Genomic DNA, 21,070 nt, shown 5'->3' with positions numbered 1-21,070 from the left:
CCGCCTAACCTGCTGTCAAAGCCGAATCGCGCAGCCCGCGCCAGACATGGATTGCCTGGACTGTTTCCGGGACATCATGGACTCGCACGATATGTGCGCCCTGCTCAACTGCCTTCATCGCAAGGAAAATTGATCCGCCGAGCCGCGCATCAGCCGGAGCCTCGTTCGACAATGCACCGATCATGCGCTTGCGGCTGGCGCCGAAAAGGATTGGGCAGCCAATTCCGTGGAACAGCGAAAGATTGTTCACGAGCACCAGATTGTCCGACAATGATTTGCCAAACCCAAGGCCGGGATCGATGAGCAACCGTTGCCGCGCGATGCCCGCCGCCACCAGCGCGTCCACGCGTTCTTCAAGCCAATCATACACGTCGAACAGCACGTCATGATATCCGTCATTCTTGTGCGGATCGCTCGACTGGCTCGGCGCATGCATCAGGACGATCGGGCAGTCGCTGGCCTTGGCAACGGCAAGTGCGCGATCATCATAAAGCAGCGCGGAAATGTCGTTGATCATGCTTGCGCCTGCCTGCAACGACGCCTCCATCACCGCGGCCTTGCGCGTATCGATCGAAAGCGCGTGACCTGCATTGGCCAGCCTCTCGATAACGGGCTGCACCCGCTTTATTTCATCGCCTTCCCAAATGAGCGGTGCGCCGGGACGGGTGGATTCCCCGCCAACATCGATAATCGACGCGCCGGCAGCAGCCATTTCCCCGCCGGCGAGCGCTTGTGCTTCAACGTCACCATGCGTGCCGCCATCCGAAAAGCTGTCGGGGGTGCAATTGAGGATCCCCATCACCCGCGGTTGATCGAGTTGGATGGTACGCGCGCCCATTTTGATGGCAGGGCGCGAGGCTGTGATATGGGCAAATTGCTGCCGGGCTTTGTCGCCAAGCTCCTGAGGCAAATCCGAAAGATGCGTTTCAAGTTCGGATAGCGCGACAAGCGCTTTCGAATGGCGCTTCCCGCCCTCGGTCTGGATTACCTCCAGCGCCGAGAAATAGACCATCGTGCCGGCAAGGCGGGCGGCCTGTCCGTCAAATCCAACCGGCGTCTCAATGAAGGCGCAAGGCCGGAGGTAGATTTGTCTCACGGCTCGTTAGCGAGCAGATAGGTCTGCCGCAGGTCATCGATAACCTTCAACTCGCCCTCGCGCGTCTGATAGTACCAGAAGTTCCAGCCATTGCAGCTCGGCGCATTCTGGACCATCGCGCCGATCTTGTGGATCGAACCATATTTGTCGGTCCATTTGAGCGAACCGTCGGCGCGCACAATTGCCCCAAAACGGCGTTTCTTGTCGGTCAATTGAGCCCCTGCGCGGATATAGCCGTTCTCAACCAATTGGCCGAACGAAACGCGCGGTTGCGACTTGGGCGATTGCATCGTTTCCAGCGCCGACTCATCAAGCGGCAAAGCCATTGCGATGCGCTCTTCGGCGACCTTGCAATAGGTGTCTTCGCGTTCGCAGCCAATCCAGTGACGCTGGAGCCGCTTGGCAACTGCGCCGGTCGTGCCGGTGCCGAAAAAGGGATCGAGCACGACGTCGCCCGGATTGGTGCACGCCAGCAGGATGCGATAGAGCAGCGCCTCGGGCTTTTGCGTCGGGTGCGCCTTGGTGCCGTTGAGTTTCAGCCGTTCCTTGCCGCCGCAAATGGGAATTACCCAATCCGAGCGCATCTGCAGCTCGTCGTTCAAGGTCTTCATCGAACGATAGTGGAAGGTGTAGCGCGCCTTGTCGCTTTTTGCCGCCCAGATCAGCGTTTCATGCGCATTGGTGAAGCGCGTGCCCTTGAAATTGGGCATCGGGTTCGATTTGCGCCAGATGATGTCATTGAGGATCCAGAAACCCTGGTCCTGCAACGATGCGCCTACACGGAAGATATTGTGATAGCTGCCGATGACCCACAAGGTGCCATTGGGTTTCAAGATGCGCCGCGCTTCGATGAGCCATTCACGGGTGAACTTGTCATAAGCCGCGAAATTGTCGAACTTGTCCCAATCGTCATCGACCGCGTCGACCTGGCTGCCATCAGGGCGCTGGAGGTCGCCGCCCAGTTGCAGATTATACGGCGGGTCGGCAAAAACCATGTCGACGCACGCATCGGGCAATGAGCGCATCGCTTCGATGCAATCCATTTTCAGGATCTGATCGAGAGGCAGGCTCTTCTTATCAACTTTTGCGACCTTTGTTGCGGCTTTCGATTTGACCGCAATCTTTTCCATAACACCCATTGAACGAGGCTCCCCGCCTGAACAGCGCAAATCAGGGGCCAGCGATGAGTCTTCCGGACTCGCAGGTCAAGCGATTTTGGAGGCCGCGACTCGTTGGAATCCCTAGCGGAATCGCAAATCTGGGCGGAACGAAAGGAGTCCGGCACAAGATATGGAGTCTGGCGATTCCAAGCGGACTCAACCCCTAGTGGTGTTGCCCGAAAGACTCACCAAGCAAGATTTTACATCTATTTACAATAATTCGAGCTGCGCAACCGGCGCAAAACTCTTCCGATGCAAAGGCGTCGGCCCCAAACGCCGCAGCGCTTCCAGATGCCCTGCCGATCCATAGCCCTTGTTCGAAGCCCAGCCATAGCCGGGATGCATGGCGTCATAGCTGCGCATCAAACGGTCGCGATGTTCCTTGGCGATGATGCTTGCGGCCGAGATGCAGGGATGGAGCGCATCGCCCCCGATCACGGCTTCGGCATGATAAGACCATTTGGGAAGCCGGTTACCGTCCACCAATATTTTCAGCGGCTGCACCGACAAAGCCTCAACCGCGCGCGTCATGGCGAGCATCGTCGCCTGTAATATGTTGATCCGGTCGATTTCCTCAACATCCGCCACACCGATTGCCCAGCGGCACGATCGCTTGATTACCACTTCGAGTTCAGCCCGGCGATTTGCCGAAAGTTTCTTGCTGTCATCGAGGCCCTCAATGCCCTCGTCGCACAGGATGACGGCTGCTGCCACCACCGGCCCTGCCAATGGCCCCCTGCCCGCTTCATCAACGCCTATGATCATATCCGCCATTCGGGATAACGGCGGTTTTCGCCTGCGCTGTAAAGACAAACAATGTTGCCCGAAGGATCGAGCAAGCGTGCCTCGCGCCAGCCCCAGCTTTCATCCTGCGGCATTTGTTCAAAGGCAAAACCTTCGCTCACCAACTCGCTGACCCACGCATCGAGCCGCTTGCTTTCAAAATAGACCACCGTCGATGTGCCGATATCCTCGCTCTCGTGGATCGAGAAGGTTGCGCCATTGGGTACTTCGAACCGCGCATAGCCATTGGACGGACTATCGACGATCTGCTGCAGCCCCAGCGCCTTGTAGAAATCGACCGACGCCGCATAGTTGGTGCTGCCGACGGTTACCTGGTTCAGCGAAGGCCCCGGCACCATCGCATCCTCGCGCACATATTGGTGCCCCATCGGGCCATGCCCCTGCCCGAGCCCCGGAGCATCGTGCAGCGCAAGCCGCACGAACAACCGCGCGCGTTCGATCGACTGTTCAAGCGAGAAACCCTGCCCGAGGCCGGTCGCAATCGCAGTTGCCAAGGTGCAGCCCGTACCATGCGTATTGCGCGTTTCGATGCGCGGATCGGTCCATTCGCTGCTTTGCCCGATTGCGAGGTCGAGCCGGTCGACAATGAAATCGCCCTCCGCATGCCCGCCCTTGATCAGCAGCGGGATATGGCGTTCGAGCAGCGAAGCCCGCCCGCCCAATGCTTCAAGTTCTGGCAGGTTGGGCGTTGTCAATGTCGCAAGACGCATCAACCGCTGGAACGCCGATATCGTATCGTCATCGGCAAGTATGGCTCCGCTGGTGGCAACCATCACCGGATCGAACACGATTGGGCAGGAAAGTTCCGACAGGCTGTCCGCAACCGCATGTGCGGTTTCCGCACTCCCAATCATCCCGATTTTGACCGCATCGACGCCGATATCGCTGACGACGGCGGCAATCTGGTCGATTACCATCTGCGTCGGCACCATGTGCACTGCATCGACGCCGAGCGTGTTCTGCGCGGTGATTGCCGTGATCGCCGTCATCGCATGGCCGCCGAGCATCGTAACGGTTTTGATGTCCGCCTGGATGCCAGCCCCGCCGCCGCTATCGGAACCCGCAATGATAAGGATGCGTGCTGTGCTCATCCTTTGTGCTTCCGTTCGCTGGAGGCTGGATATTTTTCGAGCAGCTTCTTCGAACGCGTCGGCCGGTCGAGCAATTCACCGCCACAATTAGGGCAGCGCTCGTCCATGTCATCCGCGCATTCCGCGCAAAATGTGCATTCGAACGAACAGATGAATGCGCCACCGACATGTGCGGGCAGATCCGTGCCGCAGCGTTCGCAATCGGGGCGCATCTCAAGCATCAGGCAGCTTCCTCAACGGCTTGGCAAATGCGATCGACAATTGCGCGGACCTGTTTTGCATCGTCGCCCTCTGCCATGACACGGATCACCGGTTCGGTACCGGAGGGCCGTATGACCAATCGCCCAGTACCGCTCAGTTCGCGCTCCGCTTCGGCAATCACCGACTGCACATTGGCATTATCGAGCGGCTTGCCACCCGAATAGCGTACATTGCGCAGCAATTGCGGAACCGGATCAAACAAGTGGAGAAGTTCGCTCGCCTTTTTGCCGCTGTCGACCAGTTCGGCAAGCACGCGCAGAGCTGCAATAGTGCCATCGCCGGTCGTTGCGTGGTCGAGCAGGATCATATGGCCTGATTGCTCCCCGCCCACATTCATCCCGCGCGCGCGCATTTCCTCCAGCACATAGCGGTCACCGACCTTGGCGCGCACCAATTCCAGATGCTGACTGGCCAGATAGCGTTCGAGCCCTAGGTTGGACATCACCGTTGCAACGATCCCGTCGCCGCGAAGCAGGCCGTTTCGGCTCATCGATGTACCGAGAAGGGCCATGATCTGGTCGCCATCGACCACCCGCCCCTTTTCATCGACAACGATCAGGCGGTCGGCATCACCATCGAGCGCGATGCCGATATCCGCCCCGGCAGCGACAACGGTTTCCTGCAAGGTCGCCGTGTGCGTTGAGCCCACGCGATCGTTGATATTCTTGCCATTGGGGTTGACGCCGATGGCGGTAACCTTGGCACCCAATTCCCATATTGCCGCTGGCGCAACCTGGTAAGCTGCACCATGCGCACAGTCGAGCACGACATGAAGGCCATCGAACCGGATATGCTCGGGAAGCGTCGCCTTCACTGCATGGATATAGCGTCCACGCGCGTCCTCTACGCGTCGGGCGCGACCAATATCCATCGACTTAGCCAGTTTGGGGGGCTGGTCGAGAAGCGCCTCAATAGCCATTTCATCAGCATCGGAAAGCTTGAACCCGTCCGGGCCAAACAATTTGATGCCGTTATCCTCATAAGGGTTGTGGCTCGCCGAAATCATGACGCCAAGGTCAGCACGCATCGAGCGCGTCAGCAGGGCCACCGCGGGTGTGGGTATCGGCCCGAACTGGACGACATCCATGCCGACGCTGGTGAAACCGGCAACCAATGCATTCTCGACCATGTAGCCCGAAAGACGCGTATCCTTACCGATAACGACGCGATGTTTGTGATCGCCGCGCAAGAAATGCGCGCCCGCAGCCTGCCCAACTTTCATGGCCATTTCGGCGGTCATCGCACCCGCATTGGTGCGTCCTCTTATGCCGTCAGTGCCGAAATATTTGCGTCCCATCACGACTCCCGTAACCCTGAATATGCCTCTCTCCTAGTCCATCGAACGGCATCCCGCAAAGCTGCAAATGTGAAAACTCCCAGTCATTTTACCGGCTTGCGGTGGTTGGGCATGCAGATAAAAGGTTGATCCAATATCAGGGAGCAAATCGGGCCGTGAACAAGACTTTCTTTATCTTGGCAATGCTGGTGGCGGGCATATTGGCAGGCGAATTGATTGGCGATGCCGCGCCGATATTGAACGACGCGGCGAGCGTCATCGGCACAGTCTGGCTGAATGCCCTGCGCATGACCGTGGTGCCGCTTGTCGTTGCCCTGTTGATCGTCGGCATCGTTCAGACTGCTGCGGCGGCGCGTGCGGGCAAGATCGCGTTTACCGGCGTTGTCATGATGATCACCTTGCTGTGGACATCTTCGGCAATCGCCGCCTTCATGATCCCCACGCTCACATCCGCTTTCCCCATCCCGCGTGAGGCTGCACAGGCACTGATATCAGGCCTGACAACCATGGCCCCGATCGAGCAGGCCGAGCCGTTCACTGAAATCATCAAAAAGATCGTGCCGACCAACCCAATTGGTTCGGCGGCGAACACCGATGTACTGCCGCTTATCGTCTTCACGCTCGCGTTCGCCTTCGCGGTGGTCAAACTGCCAGAGGACAAGCGTCGCTCGATCCATTCGCTTTTCGACGCAGTCGCCGATGCAATGGTGATGATTGTGGGTTGGGTGCTGGCGCTTGCCCCGATTGGCGTTTTTGCCCTTGCCTATGGCCTGGGTGTCACCGCGGGCAGCGCGGCCTTTGGCGCCCTTGCCCATTATGTCATCGTGCTGGTGGCAACCGGTTCGGTGATCTGGCTACTCAGCTTTGTGATTGCATTTGCAGGCGCTGGAAAGAACCCTTTCGTCTTTTTCCGCGCCGCAATTCCCGCGCAGGCGGTGGCAATTTCGACGCAAAGCTCGCTCGCGTCACTTCCTGCCATGCTGCAGGGCTTGAACCAGCTCGGCGTGCGCACGCGTAATTCGGAAATCATCCTGCCTATCGCCGTCGCGCTGTTCCGCGCCACTGGCCCTGCAATGAATTTTGGCGTCGCGCTCTACATCGCGCATCTGATGGGCATCGAACTCACCGCCGGGCAGATTGCCTTGGGTCTCGCCGCAGGTGCAATCACGACGATGGGCGCGGTGTCCCTGCCCGGTTCGATCAGTTTCATCAGTTCGATTGCGCCCATCTGCATCGCCATGGGCGTGCCAGTCGAACCATTGGGTTTATTGATTGCTATCGAGACTTTCCCAGATATCATGCGGACATTGGGCAATGTCACCATGGACATGGCGGTAACCGCCACCGTCGACAAGCATGTCGGCGAGGATGATCCCGCTCACGAAGGAGAGCAGTCATGAAATATCGCAATCTCGGTCATGGCCTGAAGGTTTCCGCCATCGGCGTCGGCTGTATGCCGATGATCAAAGGTGGCAACATCCTGTATGGTGAGGCTGCCGATCCCGATGAAGCGATCAAGACGATCCACCGCGCCATCGACCTTGGCATCACCTTTTTCGATACTGCGCAGATTTACGGCCCTTTCCAGAATGAAGAACTGGTTGGCGAAGCGATCAAGGGCAAGCGCGATGAGCTGGTGATTGCCACCAAGTTTGGCTTCCGTTTCGACGGCAACAAGATTGTTGGTGTCGACGGTTCCGCTGCCAATGCAAAGGCTTCGGTCGAGGGCTGCCTGAAACGCCTCGGCATCGACTGCATCGACTTGTTCTACCAGCACCGTGTCGACCCCAATGTGCCTATCGAGGAAACGGTTGGCGCGATGGCGGACCTCGTGAAAGAGGGCAAAATCAAGCATATCGGGCTATCTGAAGCTGGCCCTGCGACGCTGCGCCGCGCCGCTGCCGTTGCGCCGATCAGCGCGCTGCAAAGCGAATATTCGCTGTGGGAACGGGATATCGAAGAGGAAATCCTTCCCACCTGCCGCGAACTCGGCATCGGCTTTGTTCCCTATTCGCCGCTCGGCCGTGGGTTCCTTACGGGATCGATCCGCAGCCTTGATGATTTGCCCGAAAATGACTGGCGCCGGAATGACCCCCGCTATCAAGGCGAGAATTTCGCCGCGAACCTCAAGGTAGTCGACGCTGTGGGCGATGTTGCCGCAAAACATGGCGCATCGAATGCGCAGGTTGCGCTTGCATGGCTGCTTGCCCAGGGAGAGGACATCGTTCCAATCCCCGGTTTCAAGCGCCGCGTGACGATGGAGGACAGCGCCAAAGCCACCGATGTCTCGCTGGATGCGGACGATCTGGCCAAATTGGAAGCCGCCGCTCCGCGCGGTGGCACCGCTGGCCCGCGCTATGGTGAGGCAGGCATGCGGATGGTCAGGCTATAGCCAGCGGTAGATGCCCGCTCCATAATTGCCAAACAGGTTGTGCGCCCATGTGGCGCCCAGCCAGAATATCACGCCGATCAGTAGGAAACGAGGCTCGACTTTCGCCAACTGCGAAAGGCGCGGCAGGAAACTGGTCTGGCGTTCCCACTTCGCCCATGCATCGCCCAACGAGGCTTCTTTCTTTCGATCCTGTCCGTACGATCCAGCCAAAGCGAGGAACACGAAGCTGCCGTTGAACAGGAAGCTGTCCATGCGCGGCGCAATCAGGATGTGGGCCAGACCCCATAGCGCAAAGCCCCACATCATCGGATGCCGCGTCACGCGAAACACACCGGTAGGCACCTTGGCCGCCAATGTGCGGATCACGTCGCCATCTGGATTGGGCAAGGCGGGGTTGCCCTGAAAAGATCCGGCAAACAGGATTGCGGCGAGCAAGGTCAGGATGCTGGCGACGATCCAGATGGCGTTGGTCGGGGCCCAATACAACTCGCCCACAGGCGCTCGCGAAAATTCCCACATCATCCAGCCAAGCCCGACGAACGAAACGAGCGAGTAAAGGCCAAGAAAGCCCTTTTCGCCCATTCGCCCTACCAAGGGGCGCCGCAAGGGGTGGGACAAAAGGAAATGGCTTCCAACGAAAAACACACACGCTGTCAGCAAAGGTAACAGGCTATCCATTTGTCCCTCCTCCCGCCGTCAGGCGTCAATGTTCATAGGCTTTGGGCAAGCTGCCTTCCTGCGGTGTACGATAGCGATCGCGCAGACGATTCTGTCGGTTGCCGAGCGGTTGTTCGACCCCATCGACAAAAACCGCAACCGGTGCACTTGAAAGCTCGAGCGGATCACCATCCCAAACCACGACATCGCCGACCCGGCCTGCTTTGAGGCTGCCGATCCTGTCACCCATGCCGATTGCCTCGGCGGGGCCAGAACTGATCGCAGCAAATGCTTCATCCCAGCTCAAGCCGGTGGCCCTTGGCACCTTCTGGAGGCTGACGAGATTGCCTGCATATTGCGTGGTGTAGCGAAGCTGGTGCGAATCCCTGTCATCGATCATGCCGATCGAGACCTTGACGCCCGCATCCTTCATCCGCCCGATGTTCGATTGGGTTGCCCCGAGCAATTCAAAGGTCGCCGGAAGGTCGTTGAGCGCGGATGCAATTACGGGAACGCCTGCTGCCGCGATGCGATCTGCAACCCGCCAACCTTCGCTGACGCCGACAAGCACCATCTTGATTGCCGGGTAATCACGCTTCAACTCAAGCACGCGCAAGATGTCGTTCGCCGCTTCGACACGGACAAGCAACCGCTGCTCGCCGCGCAATACAGCTTGTAGCGCCTTGGCGTCTTCCGCACGCAACAACTCATCGTCAAATGCGTTGCGACCAGTGGCGTAATCCTGCGCCTCGCGCAGCATGGCGCGGAACAGCAGGTGCGAGGATGAACGGCTTCCGCCAGCGGCGGCTGCCCCATTCTCACCCAATTCGACAAACTGGAAAACGCGCGCCTTGGTTACAGCATCTGAGTCCGAACCAAGGTCCATCACCGCACCCTGCCCCGCGAAGATATTCCCCGCAGCTTCAGGCGCAACCACCGCGCGGGTCACACCCGCGCTGCGGTTTACAGCGATAGGTGAACGGAACGGATCGATAGCTGGAGCAACGTCGATTGCCGCTGAAAAGCCGCTCTTGCCGCCGCTCTTGTCGTTGGTGCCGTTGACGGCATCGACTTCGGAAAGGCCGAGCCGACTGAAACCGGCGAACACGCCGGGTGTCACCCATTTGCCTGACGCATCTATGGTGCGGGCATTGGCCGGAATGGCGACACCAGCACCAGCGGCGACTACATTGCCATCACGGATGACGACTGTGCCACCTTCGATCGGCGCGCTGCCATCGCCGATAACCAGCTTGCCACCGGTTATGGCGATTGTCTCGGCCGATGCGGGCGAAGCCAAAGCAGCCAAAGCCGCTGCTGCGAACAGAAGATGCCTCATTTCACATCTCCTTCACCGGGCTGGCCAAGCTCGAAGTCGCTCACCGGTCGCCGCTTGGCGTCGGCTGCATCGAACAGCAAAGCGCCATCGACCCATACCTTTTCAGGCCGTGAATAGACCGACAGAGGATTGCCGTTCCACAGTACGAGATCGGCCATCTTGCCCGGCTTCAGGCTGCCGGTCATCTTGTCGATGCCCATTGCCTTGGCCGGGTTGTAGGTCAGCCAGCGGATTGCATCGGCATCCGAAATCTGGAAACCCATACGGCGCGCATCCGAAAGCGCCTTTGCCGCTTCCTGGTTGAGCCGCTGGATCTGGTTTTCGTCATCCGAGTGGATGATCACGCACGCACCTGCATTGTGCAGGATGCCGGCATTTTCTGGGATCGCGTCATAGGCTTCCATCTTGAAGCCCCACCAATCCGCCCACACCGCCGAGCAGACGCCATTCTCGCGCAGCAGGTCGGCAATCTTGTAAGATTCGACCGCATGGTGGAAGGTCGAGACCTTGTAGCCAAATTCCTTGGCCATATCGAGGACGATGGCCATTTCATCAGCGCGATAGCAGTGGTTCTGGATGGTGATGTCGCCATCAAGGACACCGGCAAGCGTTTCCATCCCGATGTCGCGGGTATAGTCCTTACCCGAATCCCGTTTCTTCCGATATTCCTGCGCCTTGATCCAAGTCTGGCGGTTGACGGCGAGGTTGCCCATGCGGGTCGACGGCATCCGTCCGCGCGCGCCATAAACGCGCTTCGGATTTTCACCGCATGCCATTTTCAGGCCATAAGGTGCGCCGGGGAATTTCATCCCCTGCACGGTGCGCGCATAGACATTCTTCAGCACCACCGAACGGCCGCCCATCAGGTTGGCCGATCCCGGCAGGATCTGCAGCGTGGTGATGCCACCATTAGCGAGCGCGCGGCTGAAACCCGGATCCTGCGGCCAGACGCTGTGTTCGGCCCATACTTCGGGCGTGGTTGGCGAGGTCGCCTCATTGCCATCATCATGTGCATCGACCGACGGGGTCGGATAATCGCCAAGATGCGAGTGGATATCGATGATGCCCGGCGTCACGAACTTGCCGTTACCATCGAAGACAGCAACATCCGCCGGTATCGGCGTATCAGGTCCACCTACCGACTGGATCTTGTCGCCTGCAAAAAAGACAACGCCATTGTCAATCCGTCCGCCTTCGCCATCAAATATGGTGACGTTGCGGATCGCGGTGGCGACGCCCGGATAGGGCTTGTAGGTCGAAGGATAAGGATCCTTGTTGAGCTTTGCAGGCTTTTCTGCCGGTGCGTCCGCCGAAGCGCTTTTGGGCGCTTCGGAGGTGTTCGAACAGGCAATCAGGGCAAGCGGCGCGGCAAGGATCGACCAGCGAAAACGTCCTGTCATGTTCAAGCCGCCTTCTCCGCTTGGGGTTCTTCATCCTTCAGCGTATCGAGATGCATCCAGCGTTTGACGATGGGGGCCAGCAGCAGGACGACGACGGCAACACCGATCGAAATCCAGCCGAACAGCTCATAAACGTCGAGCAGGCCCTGCTTGGTCATCTGGCCATCATGCCCGCCAGTGGCTTCACCGATCTTGCCTGCGACGAAGTTGCCAACCGCAGTCATGTAGAACCACGCACCCATGATGAGCGAGGCGAGGAATTTCGGCGCCAGCCGGTTCATAGCCGACAGGCCGACTGGCGAGAGGCAAAGCTCTGCCGTGGTGGCCAGCAGGTAATAAGCAAAGACGAGGATGACCGGGGTCATCGCCGCGACACCAAATGCCTCTGCTCCCCAGACAAGTACCAGATTGGCGAGGCCCATCTGCAACAAAGCAAGGCCGAATTTGGCCGGTGCCGAAGGCTCGTTCCCGCGTTTGCCAAGCCAGACCCACAGGCCAGCAAAGATCGGCGCAAAGATCATGATGATGATCGGGTTGATCGATTGGAAGATTGCCGCCGGCACGCCGCCACGATCTACGAAGCGGTCGGTAAACAGGTTCATCGAACCGCCTGCCTGTTCGAACAGGCCCCAGAAAAGCGGGTTCAGCGAAATCAGGAACAGGATGGCGAACATGCGCTCGCGCGGTTCCTTGTCGAGCTTGAAGCTTTCATAAAGGACATAACCAAGCAGGCCGACACCCGAGACGACGAGCAAGCCCTGGATGACATCCTGATACTGGACCAACGCCCAGCAGACTGCGACTGCAGCGATTCCGATGCCGTAAAGTGTCATTTCGCGCGATTTGGTCAGCGGTACAGGCGCTTCGCCAGCACCGTTAAGAGCCTTCTTGCCGAGCACGAAGACAATGAGGCCAGCGAGCATGCCGATGCCGGCAAGGCCAAAGCCCCAGCCCCAGCCGATGGTTTCACCGAGATAACCGACAAGGATGGTACCGATCGCCGCACCGACATTGATGCCCATGTAGAACACGGTGTAGGCACCATCGCGGCGGATATCGGTCATCTTGTAAAGCTGGCCGACCATCACCGAGATGTTGGCCTTCAGGAAGCCCGAGCCAACAATGATGAACGCCAAAGCAGCCCAGAATACGTTGATCGCCGGGTCACTCTGCCCGCCGCCGCCTTCGACTGCCATCAGGCTGTGGCCGATTGCAAGGAGAAGGCCACCAAACAGAACCGCCTTGCGCTGGCCCAGATATCGGTCGGCCAAATAGCCGCCAAGGACCGGGGTGATGTAAACAAGGCTGGTATAGGCGCCATAGATCAGGTTCGCCTTGCCGTCGCTGAACAGCCAATGCTTGGTCAGGTAGAAAATGAGCAATGCGCGCATGCCGTAATAGGAGAAACGCTCCCACATTTCGGCAAAGAAGAGCATGTATAGGCCCTTGGGATGGCCAGCAAATTCGGGTTCTTTCTGGATGGCAATTTTCGCTCCAATGGCGAGGAATATACCCAAAACGACGACAGTAATTGCAGCGATCCAGTCGCCTTCGACCCAAAGGCCCATAGGTTTCAAATCGGTCACGCGAACCCACCTTCCCTAACGATATGATTTTTGCCCTCCCCGGGGCGATTGGTTGGGCAACCTAACGGAAAAATTGCGCCTGTGAAGAATTTTGTTGCGCTTGTTACCGCTTTTCGATGAACGGTGGCGGCATGTTCAACGACTTGTCCTCACTGCCTGCCTATCTCGCCTCTCGCCGCTCGGGTAAGCCGCGCGACATGATAGCGCCCGGGCCGGATGCCGCCCACCTCGATGCCATATTGGGCCTCGCCATGCGCACCCCCGATCATGGCAAGCTGTTCCCTTGGCGCTTGATAAAGATAGAAGACCGGCAGGCCTTTGCCGCCTTGCTGGAACGCGCCTTTGTTGCGGCCAATCCCGACGCGCGACCCGCACAAATCGAGGCAGCCATCGCACCTGCGCTGATGGCCCCTACCCTTGTGTTGCTGCTTTACGCCCCACAGCCCAGCCCAAAAATTCCGTTGTGGGAACAGCAATTGAGCGTTGGCGCGGTTGGTATGAACCTGCTCCATGCGGCGCATGCATATGGATTTGTCGCCAGCTGGATTACCGGGTGGGCGAGTTATGACCCCATCGTCCGATCGGAAATTTGTGTCGGAGACGAACAGATTGCCGGCCTTTTCTTCATCGGCACCGCTGGCCAGCCGCTCGAAGAACGGCCGCGTCCTGCGCCTGAAAGCATTGTTCGAAACTGGCCGTAAAATGTAAAATTTAATTGGCCGTTTAACTTGACGCGACCTACTGTGTTATGGCAGTAAGGTGGCATGAAAACCGAAAGCAAGCCCGTATACCTGAAACTGCGCGATGAAATCGCGGCCGCGATCCTCGATGGACGTTTTTCAGAAGGGGATATGCTGCCATCGGTACGGGCATTTGCTGCGCAGCAAGGCGCCAATCCGCTGACCGTCGCAAAGGCGTATCAGTTGTTTCAGGACAATGGCCTTGTCGATGTAAAGCGCGGCGTTGGCCTGTTCGTTGCACGTGGTGCCGTGTCCCGCCTGCGCAACACCGAACGCGATCATTTCATCAAGAATGTCTGGCCAGAGGTGCGTGCACAGATGCAACGTGCGGGCATCGAACCGTCAGAACTGCTAGCGCTCAATTGAGCTTTTGCGCCGCGCGGTAATCGCGCGCGATTGCCTTGTCTTCCGGCGCCAATTTGTTTGCCTTGCCCAAAACATCCCTTGCCCGCTTTGCATCGTCCCCTTGCAGCAGCAAGGCTCTGCCATACGCATAAGTCGTCATGATGTTGGCAGGGTCGTTCCTGTAAGCCAGCCTTGCTTCGCGCACCGCATCGTCATGTTCACCCAATGCCGTCAAAGTGCGGGCAATATTGGCGTTGAGCACCGAATCGTTGAAACCGGTCCGTGCGCGTAACCGGTACAGCATGGGCAGCGCTTCACCCCACCGTTTGCGATCGATTAGGTCGAATGCAGCCAAGCGCTGCGCCATGATCCCCGACGGATTATAAGCAAGATACTCGGCAATCGTGCTGCTCGCCGCATCCGCATTTCCCACTGATCGATAAGCCGCGACGAGGCGTCCCAACACGGCTTCGTTGAGCGCCAGTCTCCTTGCCCGTTGATAGGCAGTGATCGCTCCTTGCGCGTTACCGGCCGCCATCTCCACATCGCCCGCCAACAATTGCGCAGCCAGCACCCCGTCATTGCCGGCCAACAAAGGCGCTATCGCCCGGCGCGCTTGCTCATATTGGCCCGAAGCGAGCAACAGGCGGACATAAGGCACGACCTTGGTCGCATCCCGAGGGAATCGCGCGGCTTCTGACGCGGCATTTGCCTGCGCGGACAAGGGTTTTGGCAGAGCGATCTGCGGGAAAGCAGCACGATCGAGATAGGCCCCGGCCGCTTCGCGATCGCCCATCGCCTCCAATATCCGACCGGCCAGTTGCGCAGCGTAAGGGCTTGAATCTGCCCTGCCCGCAATCGGAGAAACTGCATCCCAGGCTGCAGCATGATCGCCCGAGCGATGCAGCGCCCGCGCCAACAGCAATTGCAGCTCGATATTGTCCGGCTGTGCAGAGGCGAGCCGCGCAAATCGCTCGACTGCCTTGTTGAAATTGCCCAGTTCATAGTCGCTGACCGCAATCAGCAACTGCGGTCCGGGCAATTCGCCAAACCGCCCGGCCACCTTCTGCATGATCCGACGCGCCAGCGCATAATCCCCTGCCCGCGAGGCGAGCGTCGCCTGCATATAAAATGCCTTTGGATTTCCGGTGTCGAGCGACAGTATCTTGCGCGCCTGCGCCAGCATGTCGCGATAGCGGCCTAGTTCGCCGAGCGTGGCCCCATATTCTTCGAGCAGCGGGACATCGTTGGGATCGATCTCCAAACCCCTTTCAAACCAGGGCAAGGCCGCCATCAACCCAAACTGATCACGCACCGTACGCCCGCGCAGTTCGATTGCGCGAATGTTTCCGGGATTGATCGAAAGCGCCTTTTCGAGTGCAGCATTGGCCCCGCCCAGATCGGCAACGACATAACGCAGCCGTGCCTTCTCCGTCCAAAGCCGACCGTCCTTTGGCGCTAGCGCAAGCCCTTTGTCGAACGCCTGTTCCGCGGCTATGGTATCGCCCTGATCCATGTAGACGCGCCCCAGAATGCGATAGGCATATGGCAGCTTATCTGTGGCAATGACCTTTTGGGTCAACGCCTCTTCAGCCTTCGCGCTATCCCCCGCCAGCCAAAGTGCGTGCCCCAGCAGATGGGCATAAGCCGTTTCGGATGCCCCCAGCGCGATGGCCTTGTCGATATGCTCTTTCGCGGTGACCGGATCGAAAAGCTCAAGCGCGACTTCGGCCAGCTTCAGCTGCGCCTCTATCCATTTGGGTTCAGCCGCAGTCGCGTTGAGCAGTTCGACCTTCGCCGATCTCAGGTCACCAGCTTCGATATGCGCCTTGGCCGCATCAAACGCTTCGCGCGCGTCGGCTTCAATTGCGGCGTGCGCAATCCCGCCCAACAGGGCGATGGCTGCCAAGCCGAAACCGAACAACGGACGCGAAATGCGTTGCATCAAACATGGATCTCATACTGCTTGAGCAGATCGTAAAGCGTCGGCCGACTGATGCCCAGCAACTTTGCAGCGTTGGAGATATTGCCCTCTGTGCGTGCAATCGCTCGCCCGATGGCGTGCCGGTCGGCAGCCTCGCGTGCTGCTTTCAGGTTCAATATGCGATCATCGTCGTCGATCAGATCGAATTGCAGATCATCGACCGAAATGAACTTGCCCTCGGCCATGATCACTGCTCGTTTCACGCGATTTTCGAGCTCGCGGACATTGCCCGGCCAATCCCATTGGTCGATTGCCGTCAATGCACTGGCGGCAAATCCCTTGATCGACGGGTTCATTTCACGCGCAAAGCGGCTGAGGAAATGTTTGGCGAGCAGCACGGCATCGCCCTGGCGTTCGGTAAGGCGCGGAATATGCACCGGCACTTCGGCAAGCCGGTAATACAAATCGTCGCGAAACTCCTTGTCGGAAATCATCTGATTGAGATCGCGATGCGTGGCGCAGACGATGCGGACATCGACCGGGATCGACTTGCGCCCGCCAATGCGTTCGATCACCCGCTCCTGCAGGAAACGCAGCAGCTTCACCTGCAGCGGCAATGGAATATCACCGACTTCATCAAGGAACAGCGTGCCACCATTGGCCAGCTCGATTTTGCCCTCTGTAGTCTTGATCGCTCCGGTGAACGCACCCTTCTCATGGCCGAACAGTTCGGATTCGAGGAGGTTTTCAGGAATCGCACCGCAATTGATCGCGACGAACGGCTTGCCCTTGCGGTCGCTTGCATCATGCAATCCGCGTGCGAGCAATTCCTTGCCCGTCCCGCTTGCACCCAACAGCATCACCGATGCGTTGGTGTTGGCAACGCGCTCGATAGTGCGCGCTGCCTTCAGCATCTGCGGCGATGCAGTGATCATCGATCCAAACAGCATTTCGCCGTCGGCCTTGGGCGCCTGCGCCTTCTGGTTTTGGAGTTCAAGGTCACGCACATGGAAGGCGCGTTTGACGATCAGGTGCAGTTCATCAATATCGACCGGCTTCTGGTAGAAATCCCATGCGCCAGCGGAAATTGCGCGCATCGCACTCTCGCGGGCATTATGGCCCGAAGCAACGATCACCTTGGTGTCAGGTTTGACCAGCAGGATTTCCTCAAGCACGGCGAACCCTTCAGTCACCCCATCGGGATCGGGCGGCAGGCCAAGGTCGAGCGTCACGACATCGGGTTCCTCTGCCCGCAACAACGCAAGCGCCTCTGCCCGGTTCGAGGCGCAATACACCTCGAAATCCTCATACGACCATTTCAGCTGGCGCTGCAGCCCTTGGTCGTCTTCGACGATGAGCAGTTTCTTTTTGGTCTGTTCCATAATCATGCTGCCTTATCGACTTCATTGTCATTGGGGGTTTCTTGCGTAGCGGGTAAAAGAAGGGTCATTCGCGTCCCCTTCCCCAACCGGCTGTCGACGTGCAAATGGCCGCCGAGTGATTGCGCCAATGCGCGGGCCTCATAGGCGCCGATGCCAAAGCCACCGCTCTTGGTGGATTCAAAGGGTTTGAACAGCTGGTTGACGACAAAGGCCTCGCTCATGCCGCAACCTTTGTCGATCACGCGAATAGCGACCCAATCGTCCTGCCGTGCAGCACTGACGCGGATCGGTGAACCGTCATCGGTCGCGTCGATCGCATTTTGCAGCAAATGGTTGAGTATCGTTTCCACCCGCCCCGCATCGGCAAGCGCAAACAGCCCGGGCGAGAAATCGGTCTCGATCGGGTAGATCAGGCGCTTGGCGTGGATCACGGCGCTGACGGTGCTCTCCACATCCATCGGCTCGATCGCGGAATGGCGGGTCTGGCTATGCTGCGAAAGGCGCGCGAGCAGGTCATTCATCTTGCCCACCGAACCCTTGAGCGTCTCGATCATGTCGGCCTGGAATTCGGGGTTGCTCGCATGTTTCTCTGCATTCCGCGCGAGCAGGCTCAACTGGCTGACAAGGTTCTTGATGTCGTGCATCACGAAGGCGAAACGGCGGTTGAACTGTTCGAACTGGCGGCTTTCGGTCAGTTGTTCCTGGCTCGTGGCCTCGGCCAGATAGCTGGCCAACTGACGCCCGACGACGCGCATCATGTCGAGATCTTCCCAGTCGAGCCTGCGCTTTATCGGGGGCTTTGCCAAGATAGCGATACCCGCAAGACGGCCAAAATGGACAAGCGGCACAACCGCCCAAGCGCGATTTTCATCATACAGCCATTGCGGGATGGCGGCATGATCGACCCGCTCATCCTCGCCCTCGCGCACATCCTCCATCAGCAGGATGTGTCCGGTCCGCTCAAAAAAGGGCACGGTCAACGAATTGCCGGCATAGGTCGGGATATCGGCGGTCGGCCAGTTCCAGCGGGCCTGCAACACCAGCCGCGATTCATCGTCGCGGGTAAGCAGCAATCCGGCAGGCGATTCAAAAATGTCGGCCAGCGATTTGATCACACGTTCATGAAATGGCGCGGCATCGCTGGGGAAGCCGATGGTTTCGGCAAAGCGCATCCATTCGGCACGATAATCATAACGGTGCTGGAAAAAATTCTTGGCGATGATGACGTTCAGCCACGCGCGGAACTTGCCCGAAGGGAGGACCAGCATCGCCGCCAGCGACATGCCGAAAATCAGCGTGATCTGCGCCATGCGGACATAGCTGCCACCGACCAGTTCGAGCGCTGTCGCAAGCAGCACCATTCCGAACAGATAGGCACCGATCGCGAGCAACGACACCGACTGGAAAGTAACCGAACGCGACAGCCGGATGCGCCAATTGCTGTTCCGGCGCGTCGCCATCGCAAATACGGGCACAAGCAGCATTGTGATCAGCCCGCGCATCGCGATGAATTCGGCAGGCCAATCGCCGGAGAGATATCCGATAGTGTACAGGTTAAGGTCGTACATCCAGATCGCAGCAAGCGCGACCATCGGCAGGCTGATCCCCCAGCGCGCTTCGGGCGCGGAGACCGTATAGAGATTGTGCACCAACACGATCGCACCAATCGCAAAAATCATGCGCAGCAATTGCACGGTCTTGGCAGCGGCGGCGCTGGCTTCGGCGCTGTCCGGCAAGGCAGCGAGCAAGGCGAAATCGATGATCGGCTGGAAAATCAGCGCAAGGAACAGCGCACCATACAGCATCCTGATGGTGCGGGGATGCTGCTTGCCTTCGCCGTTCGAAAGCAGCGCGAACAGGAAGGCCAGCCAGCCCATGTTGCGCAGCGTTTCCCCGCTAGAGGCCAGAAGGCTTCCCGGCCCACCCAAAATGGTGGCGATGCCCCAAAATGCCGTGGCCGACAGCGCAGCAATCAGCGCAATTTGCTGGCGGCTTTTGCCGCCAAATTGCTGGAACACCCAGATGGCAAGCGCTGCATATAGGAAGCCGACTGCCGAATGGCCCCAAAAACCAATCCAGGCGAATGCGTCACCCATCAACGCGCACCTTCCGGCCAGATAACCACACGGATGGTCTGCAGCAGGATCAGCAGGTCAAGGAATGGCGTGTAGTTCTTTGCATAGTAAAGATCATATTCCAGCTTCTGCCGGCTATCTTCAATCGACGCGCCATAGGGATAGTTGATCTGCGCCCAGCCGGTTATTCCCGGTTTCACCATGTGGCGTTCAGCGAAATAGGGCAGCTGCTTTTCAAGGTCGGATACGAACTCAGGGCGCTCGGGGCGCGGGCCGACAAAGCTCATATCGCCCTTCAGCACGCACCAAGTTTGCGGAAGTTCGTCGATGCGCACCTTGCGGATGAATTTGCCGACGCGGGTCACACGCGGATCGTTTTTCGCCGCCCATATCGCCTTGCCTTCCGCCTCCGCATCAACGCGCATCGAACGCAATTTGAGGAGGTTGAAGCCAACGCCATAACGCCCGACACGTTCCTGCCGGTAAAAGGCGGGACCCCGGCTTTCCAGTTTGATGAGCAGTGCAAACAAGAGGATCACCGGCAATGTCATGGCGAGCAAAACCGCACTGGCGGCAATATCGAACAGGCGCTTGGCGATCCCCGAAAGACGGCGGCCCGAAGAGAAGCCATCGGAAAAAATAAGCCAGCTTGGATTGACGCTGTCGAGATCGACCCGTCCGGTCTCCCGCTCCAGAAAACTGGAAATGTCGTTGACATGCACCCCGGTGGTCTTGATCCGCAGCAAATCCTGCAATGGCAGGGCATTGCGCCGTTCTTCAAGCGCAAGAACCACCTCGCTGGCGCCGAGTTTCACGACAAAATCGGCAAGGTTATAGATCGCCGAACGGTTGATCGCTTCGGGGATGACCCGCTTTGCTTCGTCCATCGCGATGAAGCCGACGACGACAAAACCCGAGCCGCGGCGTGCCTCCAGATCCTTGATGCGTTGCGCCCGTTTGCCGGCACCCAGCACCAAAAGCCGGCGCTTGAAGCTTTCGCCACCAATCAAACTTCCGAGGATGAGGCGGCTTAGCGCCAGATAAGCAAATGAAAGGATCATCGCATAGAGTGAGTTCGAACGCCACAAGGTCATGCCGGGCAAAGCAAAAGCCATCACCGCCATGAAGATTACGCCCAGCGATACCGCAACGATCAACCGTGCAATGGCAAAACGGAGCGATTGCAGCGATTCCTGGCTGTAGACACCCACCGCCATGGCGGCGATCTGGACCGAAGCGGCGAAAGTGATGAGCGGCCAGATGCGGTTGCCGATATAATCGACCTGCATGCCAATCTGGTTGGCGCGGATGACCCAGGCGGTTTCGGCCGCCACCAGCAGCAGGCACAGGTCCACCAACGCCAGGAACAACACGGCGTAAGGGACATAATGCTTGAACAACCTGATCATCGAGGTTTGCGACCTGCCACCATTTCGCCCATGCGATAACAGGCAAAGGTAAAGTGTCGCTTAATTTTACACTTTGTGATTTTTGCGAATATTTTCAACATTTTGAAATAGC

At 58.5% G+C, this 21,070-nt stretch carries 18 protein-coding genes; 4 read left to right on the top strand and 14 right to left on the bottom strand.

Features of this window, described 5'->3' with window-relative positions; translation table 11 throughout:
- Window positions 1–4: 4 nt before the first annotated feature.
- The 6 genes from folP to glmM all read right to left on the bottom strand — a co-directional run bounded on the left by folP (window position 5) and on the right by glmM (window position 5,709).
- Window positions 5–1,096: a dihydropteroate synthase gene (gene folP, locus ACFSAG_RS02260; RefSeq protein ID WP_381511021.1), complete on the bottom strand. Its 1,092-nt coding sequence runs from the start codon at window positions 1,094–1,096 to the stop codon at window positions 5–7.
- Window positions 1,093–2,235, bottom strand: a complete 1,143-nt coding sequence (locus ACFSAG_RS02255; RefSeq protein ID WP_374610822.1) for a site-specific DNA-methyltransferase — start codon at window positions 2,233–2,235, stop codon at window positions 1,093–1,095. Before ACFSAG_RS02255 ends, folP begins: the two co-directional genes overlap by 4 nt.
- Window positions 2,236–2,466: 231 nt before the next feature.
- A complete protein-coding gene (locus ACFSAG_RS02250) occupies window positions 2,467–3,021 on the bottom strand; it encodes a ribonuclease HII (RefSeq protein WP_381511274.1) in 555 nt (184 codons plus the stop codon).
- Window positions 3,018–4,151: a bifunctional hydroxymethylpyrimidine kinase/phosphomethylpyrimidine kinase gene (thiD, locus tag ACFSAG_RS02245; RefSeq protein ID WP_381511018.1), complete on the bottom strand. Its 1,134-nt coding sequence runs from the start codon at window positions 4,149–4,151 to the stop codon at window positions 3,018–3,020. The genes ACFSAG_RS02250 and thiD overlap by 4 nt, the downstream gene beginning before the upstream one ends.
- Window positions 4,148–4,372 (bottom strand): DUF1272 domain-containing protein, encoded by a 225-nt coding sequence (locus ACFSAG_RS02240; RefSeq protein ID WP_374610816.1) that lies wholly within the window; start codon window positions 4,370–4,372, stop codon window positions 4,148–4,150. The genes thiD and ACFSAG_RS02240 overlap by 4 nt, the downstream gene beginning before the upstream one ends.
- Complete coding sequence (glmM, locus tag ACFSAG_RS02235; RefSeq protein WP_381511015.1) at window positions 4,372–5,709, bottom strand: phosphoglucosamine mutase; 1,338 nt, start codon at window positions 5,707–5,709, stop codon at window positions 4,372–4,374. Before glmM ends, ACFSAG_RS02240 begins: the two co-directional genes overlap by 1 nt.
- A 155-nt stretch (window positions 5,710–5,864) precedes the next feature.
- On the opposite strand from glmM, the gene ACFSAG_RS02230 reads away from it, so the two are divergent.
- Window positions 5,865–7,109, top strand: coding sequence for a dicarboxylate/amino acid:cation symporter (locus ACFSAG_RS02230; protein ID WP_381511013.1), 1,245 nt, complete (start codon window positions 5,865–5,867; stop codon window positions 7,107–7,109).
- A complete protein-coding gene (locus tag ACFSAG_RS02225; RefSeq protein WP_381511011.1) occupies window positions 7,106–8,101 on the top strand; it encodes an aldo/keto reductase in 996 nt (331 codons plus the stop codon). The genes ACFSAG_RS02230 and ACFSAG_RS02225 overlap by 4 nt, the downstream gene beginning before the upstream one ends.
- On the opposite strand, the gene ACFSAG_RS02220 is transcribed toward ACFSAG_RS02225, so the two are convergent.
- From ACFSAG_RS02220 to ACFSAG_RS02205, 4 genes are read right to left on the bottom strand one after another with little or no spacing between them, the layout of a single operon-like run.
- Window positions 8,096–8,779: an NnrU family protein gene (locus ACFSAG_RS02220; RefSeq protein ID WP_381511009.1), complete on the bottom strand. Its 684-nt coding sequence runs from the start codon at window positions 8,777–8,779 to the stop codon at window positions 8,096–8,098. The genes ACFSAG_RS02225 and ACFSAG_RS02220 overlap by 6 nt on opposite strands.
- A gap of 25 nt (window positions 8,780–8,804) precedes the next feature.
- Window positions 8,805–10,097, bottom strand: a complete 1,293-nt coding sequence (locus ACFSAG_RS02215; RefSeq protein ID WP_374610806.1) for an amidohydrolase family protein — start codon at window positions 10,095–10,097, stop codon at window positions 8,805–8,807.
- Window positions 10,094–11,497, bottom strand: coding sequence for an amidohydrolase (locus ACFSAG_RS02210; protein WP_381511007.1), 1,404 nt, complete (start codon window positions 11,495–11,497; stop codon window positions 10,094–10,096). The genes ACFSAG_RS02215 and ACFSAG_RS02210 overlap by 4 nt, the downstream gene beginning before the upstream one ends.
- A gap of 2 nt (window positions 11,498–11,499) precedes the next feature.
- Complete coding sequence (locus ACFSAG_RS02205) at window positions 11,500–13,065, bottom strand: peptide MFS transporter (protein WP_381511272.1); 1,566 nt, start codon at window positions 13,063–13,065, stop codon at window positions 11,500–11,502.
- Between the two features lie 149 nt (window positions 13,066–13,214).
- Between ACFSAG_RS02205 and ACFSAG_RS02200 the strand changes: the two genes are divergently transcribed.
- Entirely contained in the window at window positions 13,215–13,784 is a 570-nt protein-coding gene (locus ACFSAG_RS02200; protein WP_374610802.1) for a nitroreductase family protein, read from the top strand.
- A gap of 63 nt (window positions 13,785–13,847) precedes the next feature.
- Complete coding sequence (locus tag ACFSAG_RS02195) at window positions 13,848–14,189, top strand: GntR family transcriptional regulator (protein ID WP_374610800.1); 342 nt, start codon at window positions 13,848–13,850, stop codon at window positions 14,187–14,189.
- On the opposite strand, the gene ACFSAG_RS02190 is transcribed toward ACFSAG_RS02195, so the two are convergent.
- From ACFSAG_RS02190 to ACFSAG_RS02175, 4 genes are read right to left on the bottom strand one after another with little or no spacing between them, the layout of a single operon-like run.
- Window positions 14,182–16,113, bottom strand: a complete 1,932-nt coding sequence (locus ACFSAG_RS02190) for a tetratricopeptide repeat protein (RefSeq protein ID WP_381511004.1) — start codon at window positions 16,111–16,113, stop codon at window positions 14,182–14,184. The two genes, ACFSAG_RS02195 and ACFSAG_RS02190, sit on opposite strands and share 8 nt — an antisense overlap.
- Entirely contained in the window at window positions 16,113–17,474 is a 1,362-nt protein-coding gene (gene prsR / locus ACFSAG_RS02185; RefSeq protein WP_374610796.1) for a PEP-CTERM-box response regulator transcription factor, read from the bottom strand. The genes ACFSAG_RS02190 and prsR overlap by 1 nt, the downstream gene beginning before the upstream one ends.
- Before the next feature lie 2 nt (window positions 17,475–17,476).
- Complete coding sequence (gene prsK, locus ACFSAG_RS02180) at window positions 17,477–19,570, bottom strand: XrtA/PEP-CTERM system histidine kinase PrsK (RefSeq protein WP_381511002.1); 2,094 nt, start codon at window positions 19,568–19,570, stop codon at window positions 17,477–17,479.
- Window positions 19,570–20,958, bottom strand: a complete 1,389-nt coding sequence (locus ACFSAG_RS02175) for a TIGR03013 family XrtA/PEP-CTERM system glycosyltransferase (RefSeq protein ID WP_374610792.1) — start codon at window positions 20,956–20,958, stop codon at window positions 19,570–19,572. The genes prsK and ACFSAG_RS02175 overlap by 1 nt, the downstream gene beginning before the upstream one ends.
- Between the last annotated feature and the right edge of the window lie 112 nt (window positions 20,959–21,070).

It is taken from the genome of Sphingorhabdus buctiana (assembly GCF_042680825.1).
Taxonomy (GTDB): domain Bacteria; phylum Pseudomonadota; class Alphaproteobacteria; order Sphingomonadales; family Sphingomonadaceae; genus Sphingorhabdus_B; species Sphingorhabdus_B buctiana.
The sequence above is the reverse complement of the archived record's forward strand: the minus strand, read 5'-3'. Positions and strand labels throughout refer to the sequence as shown.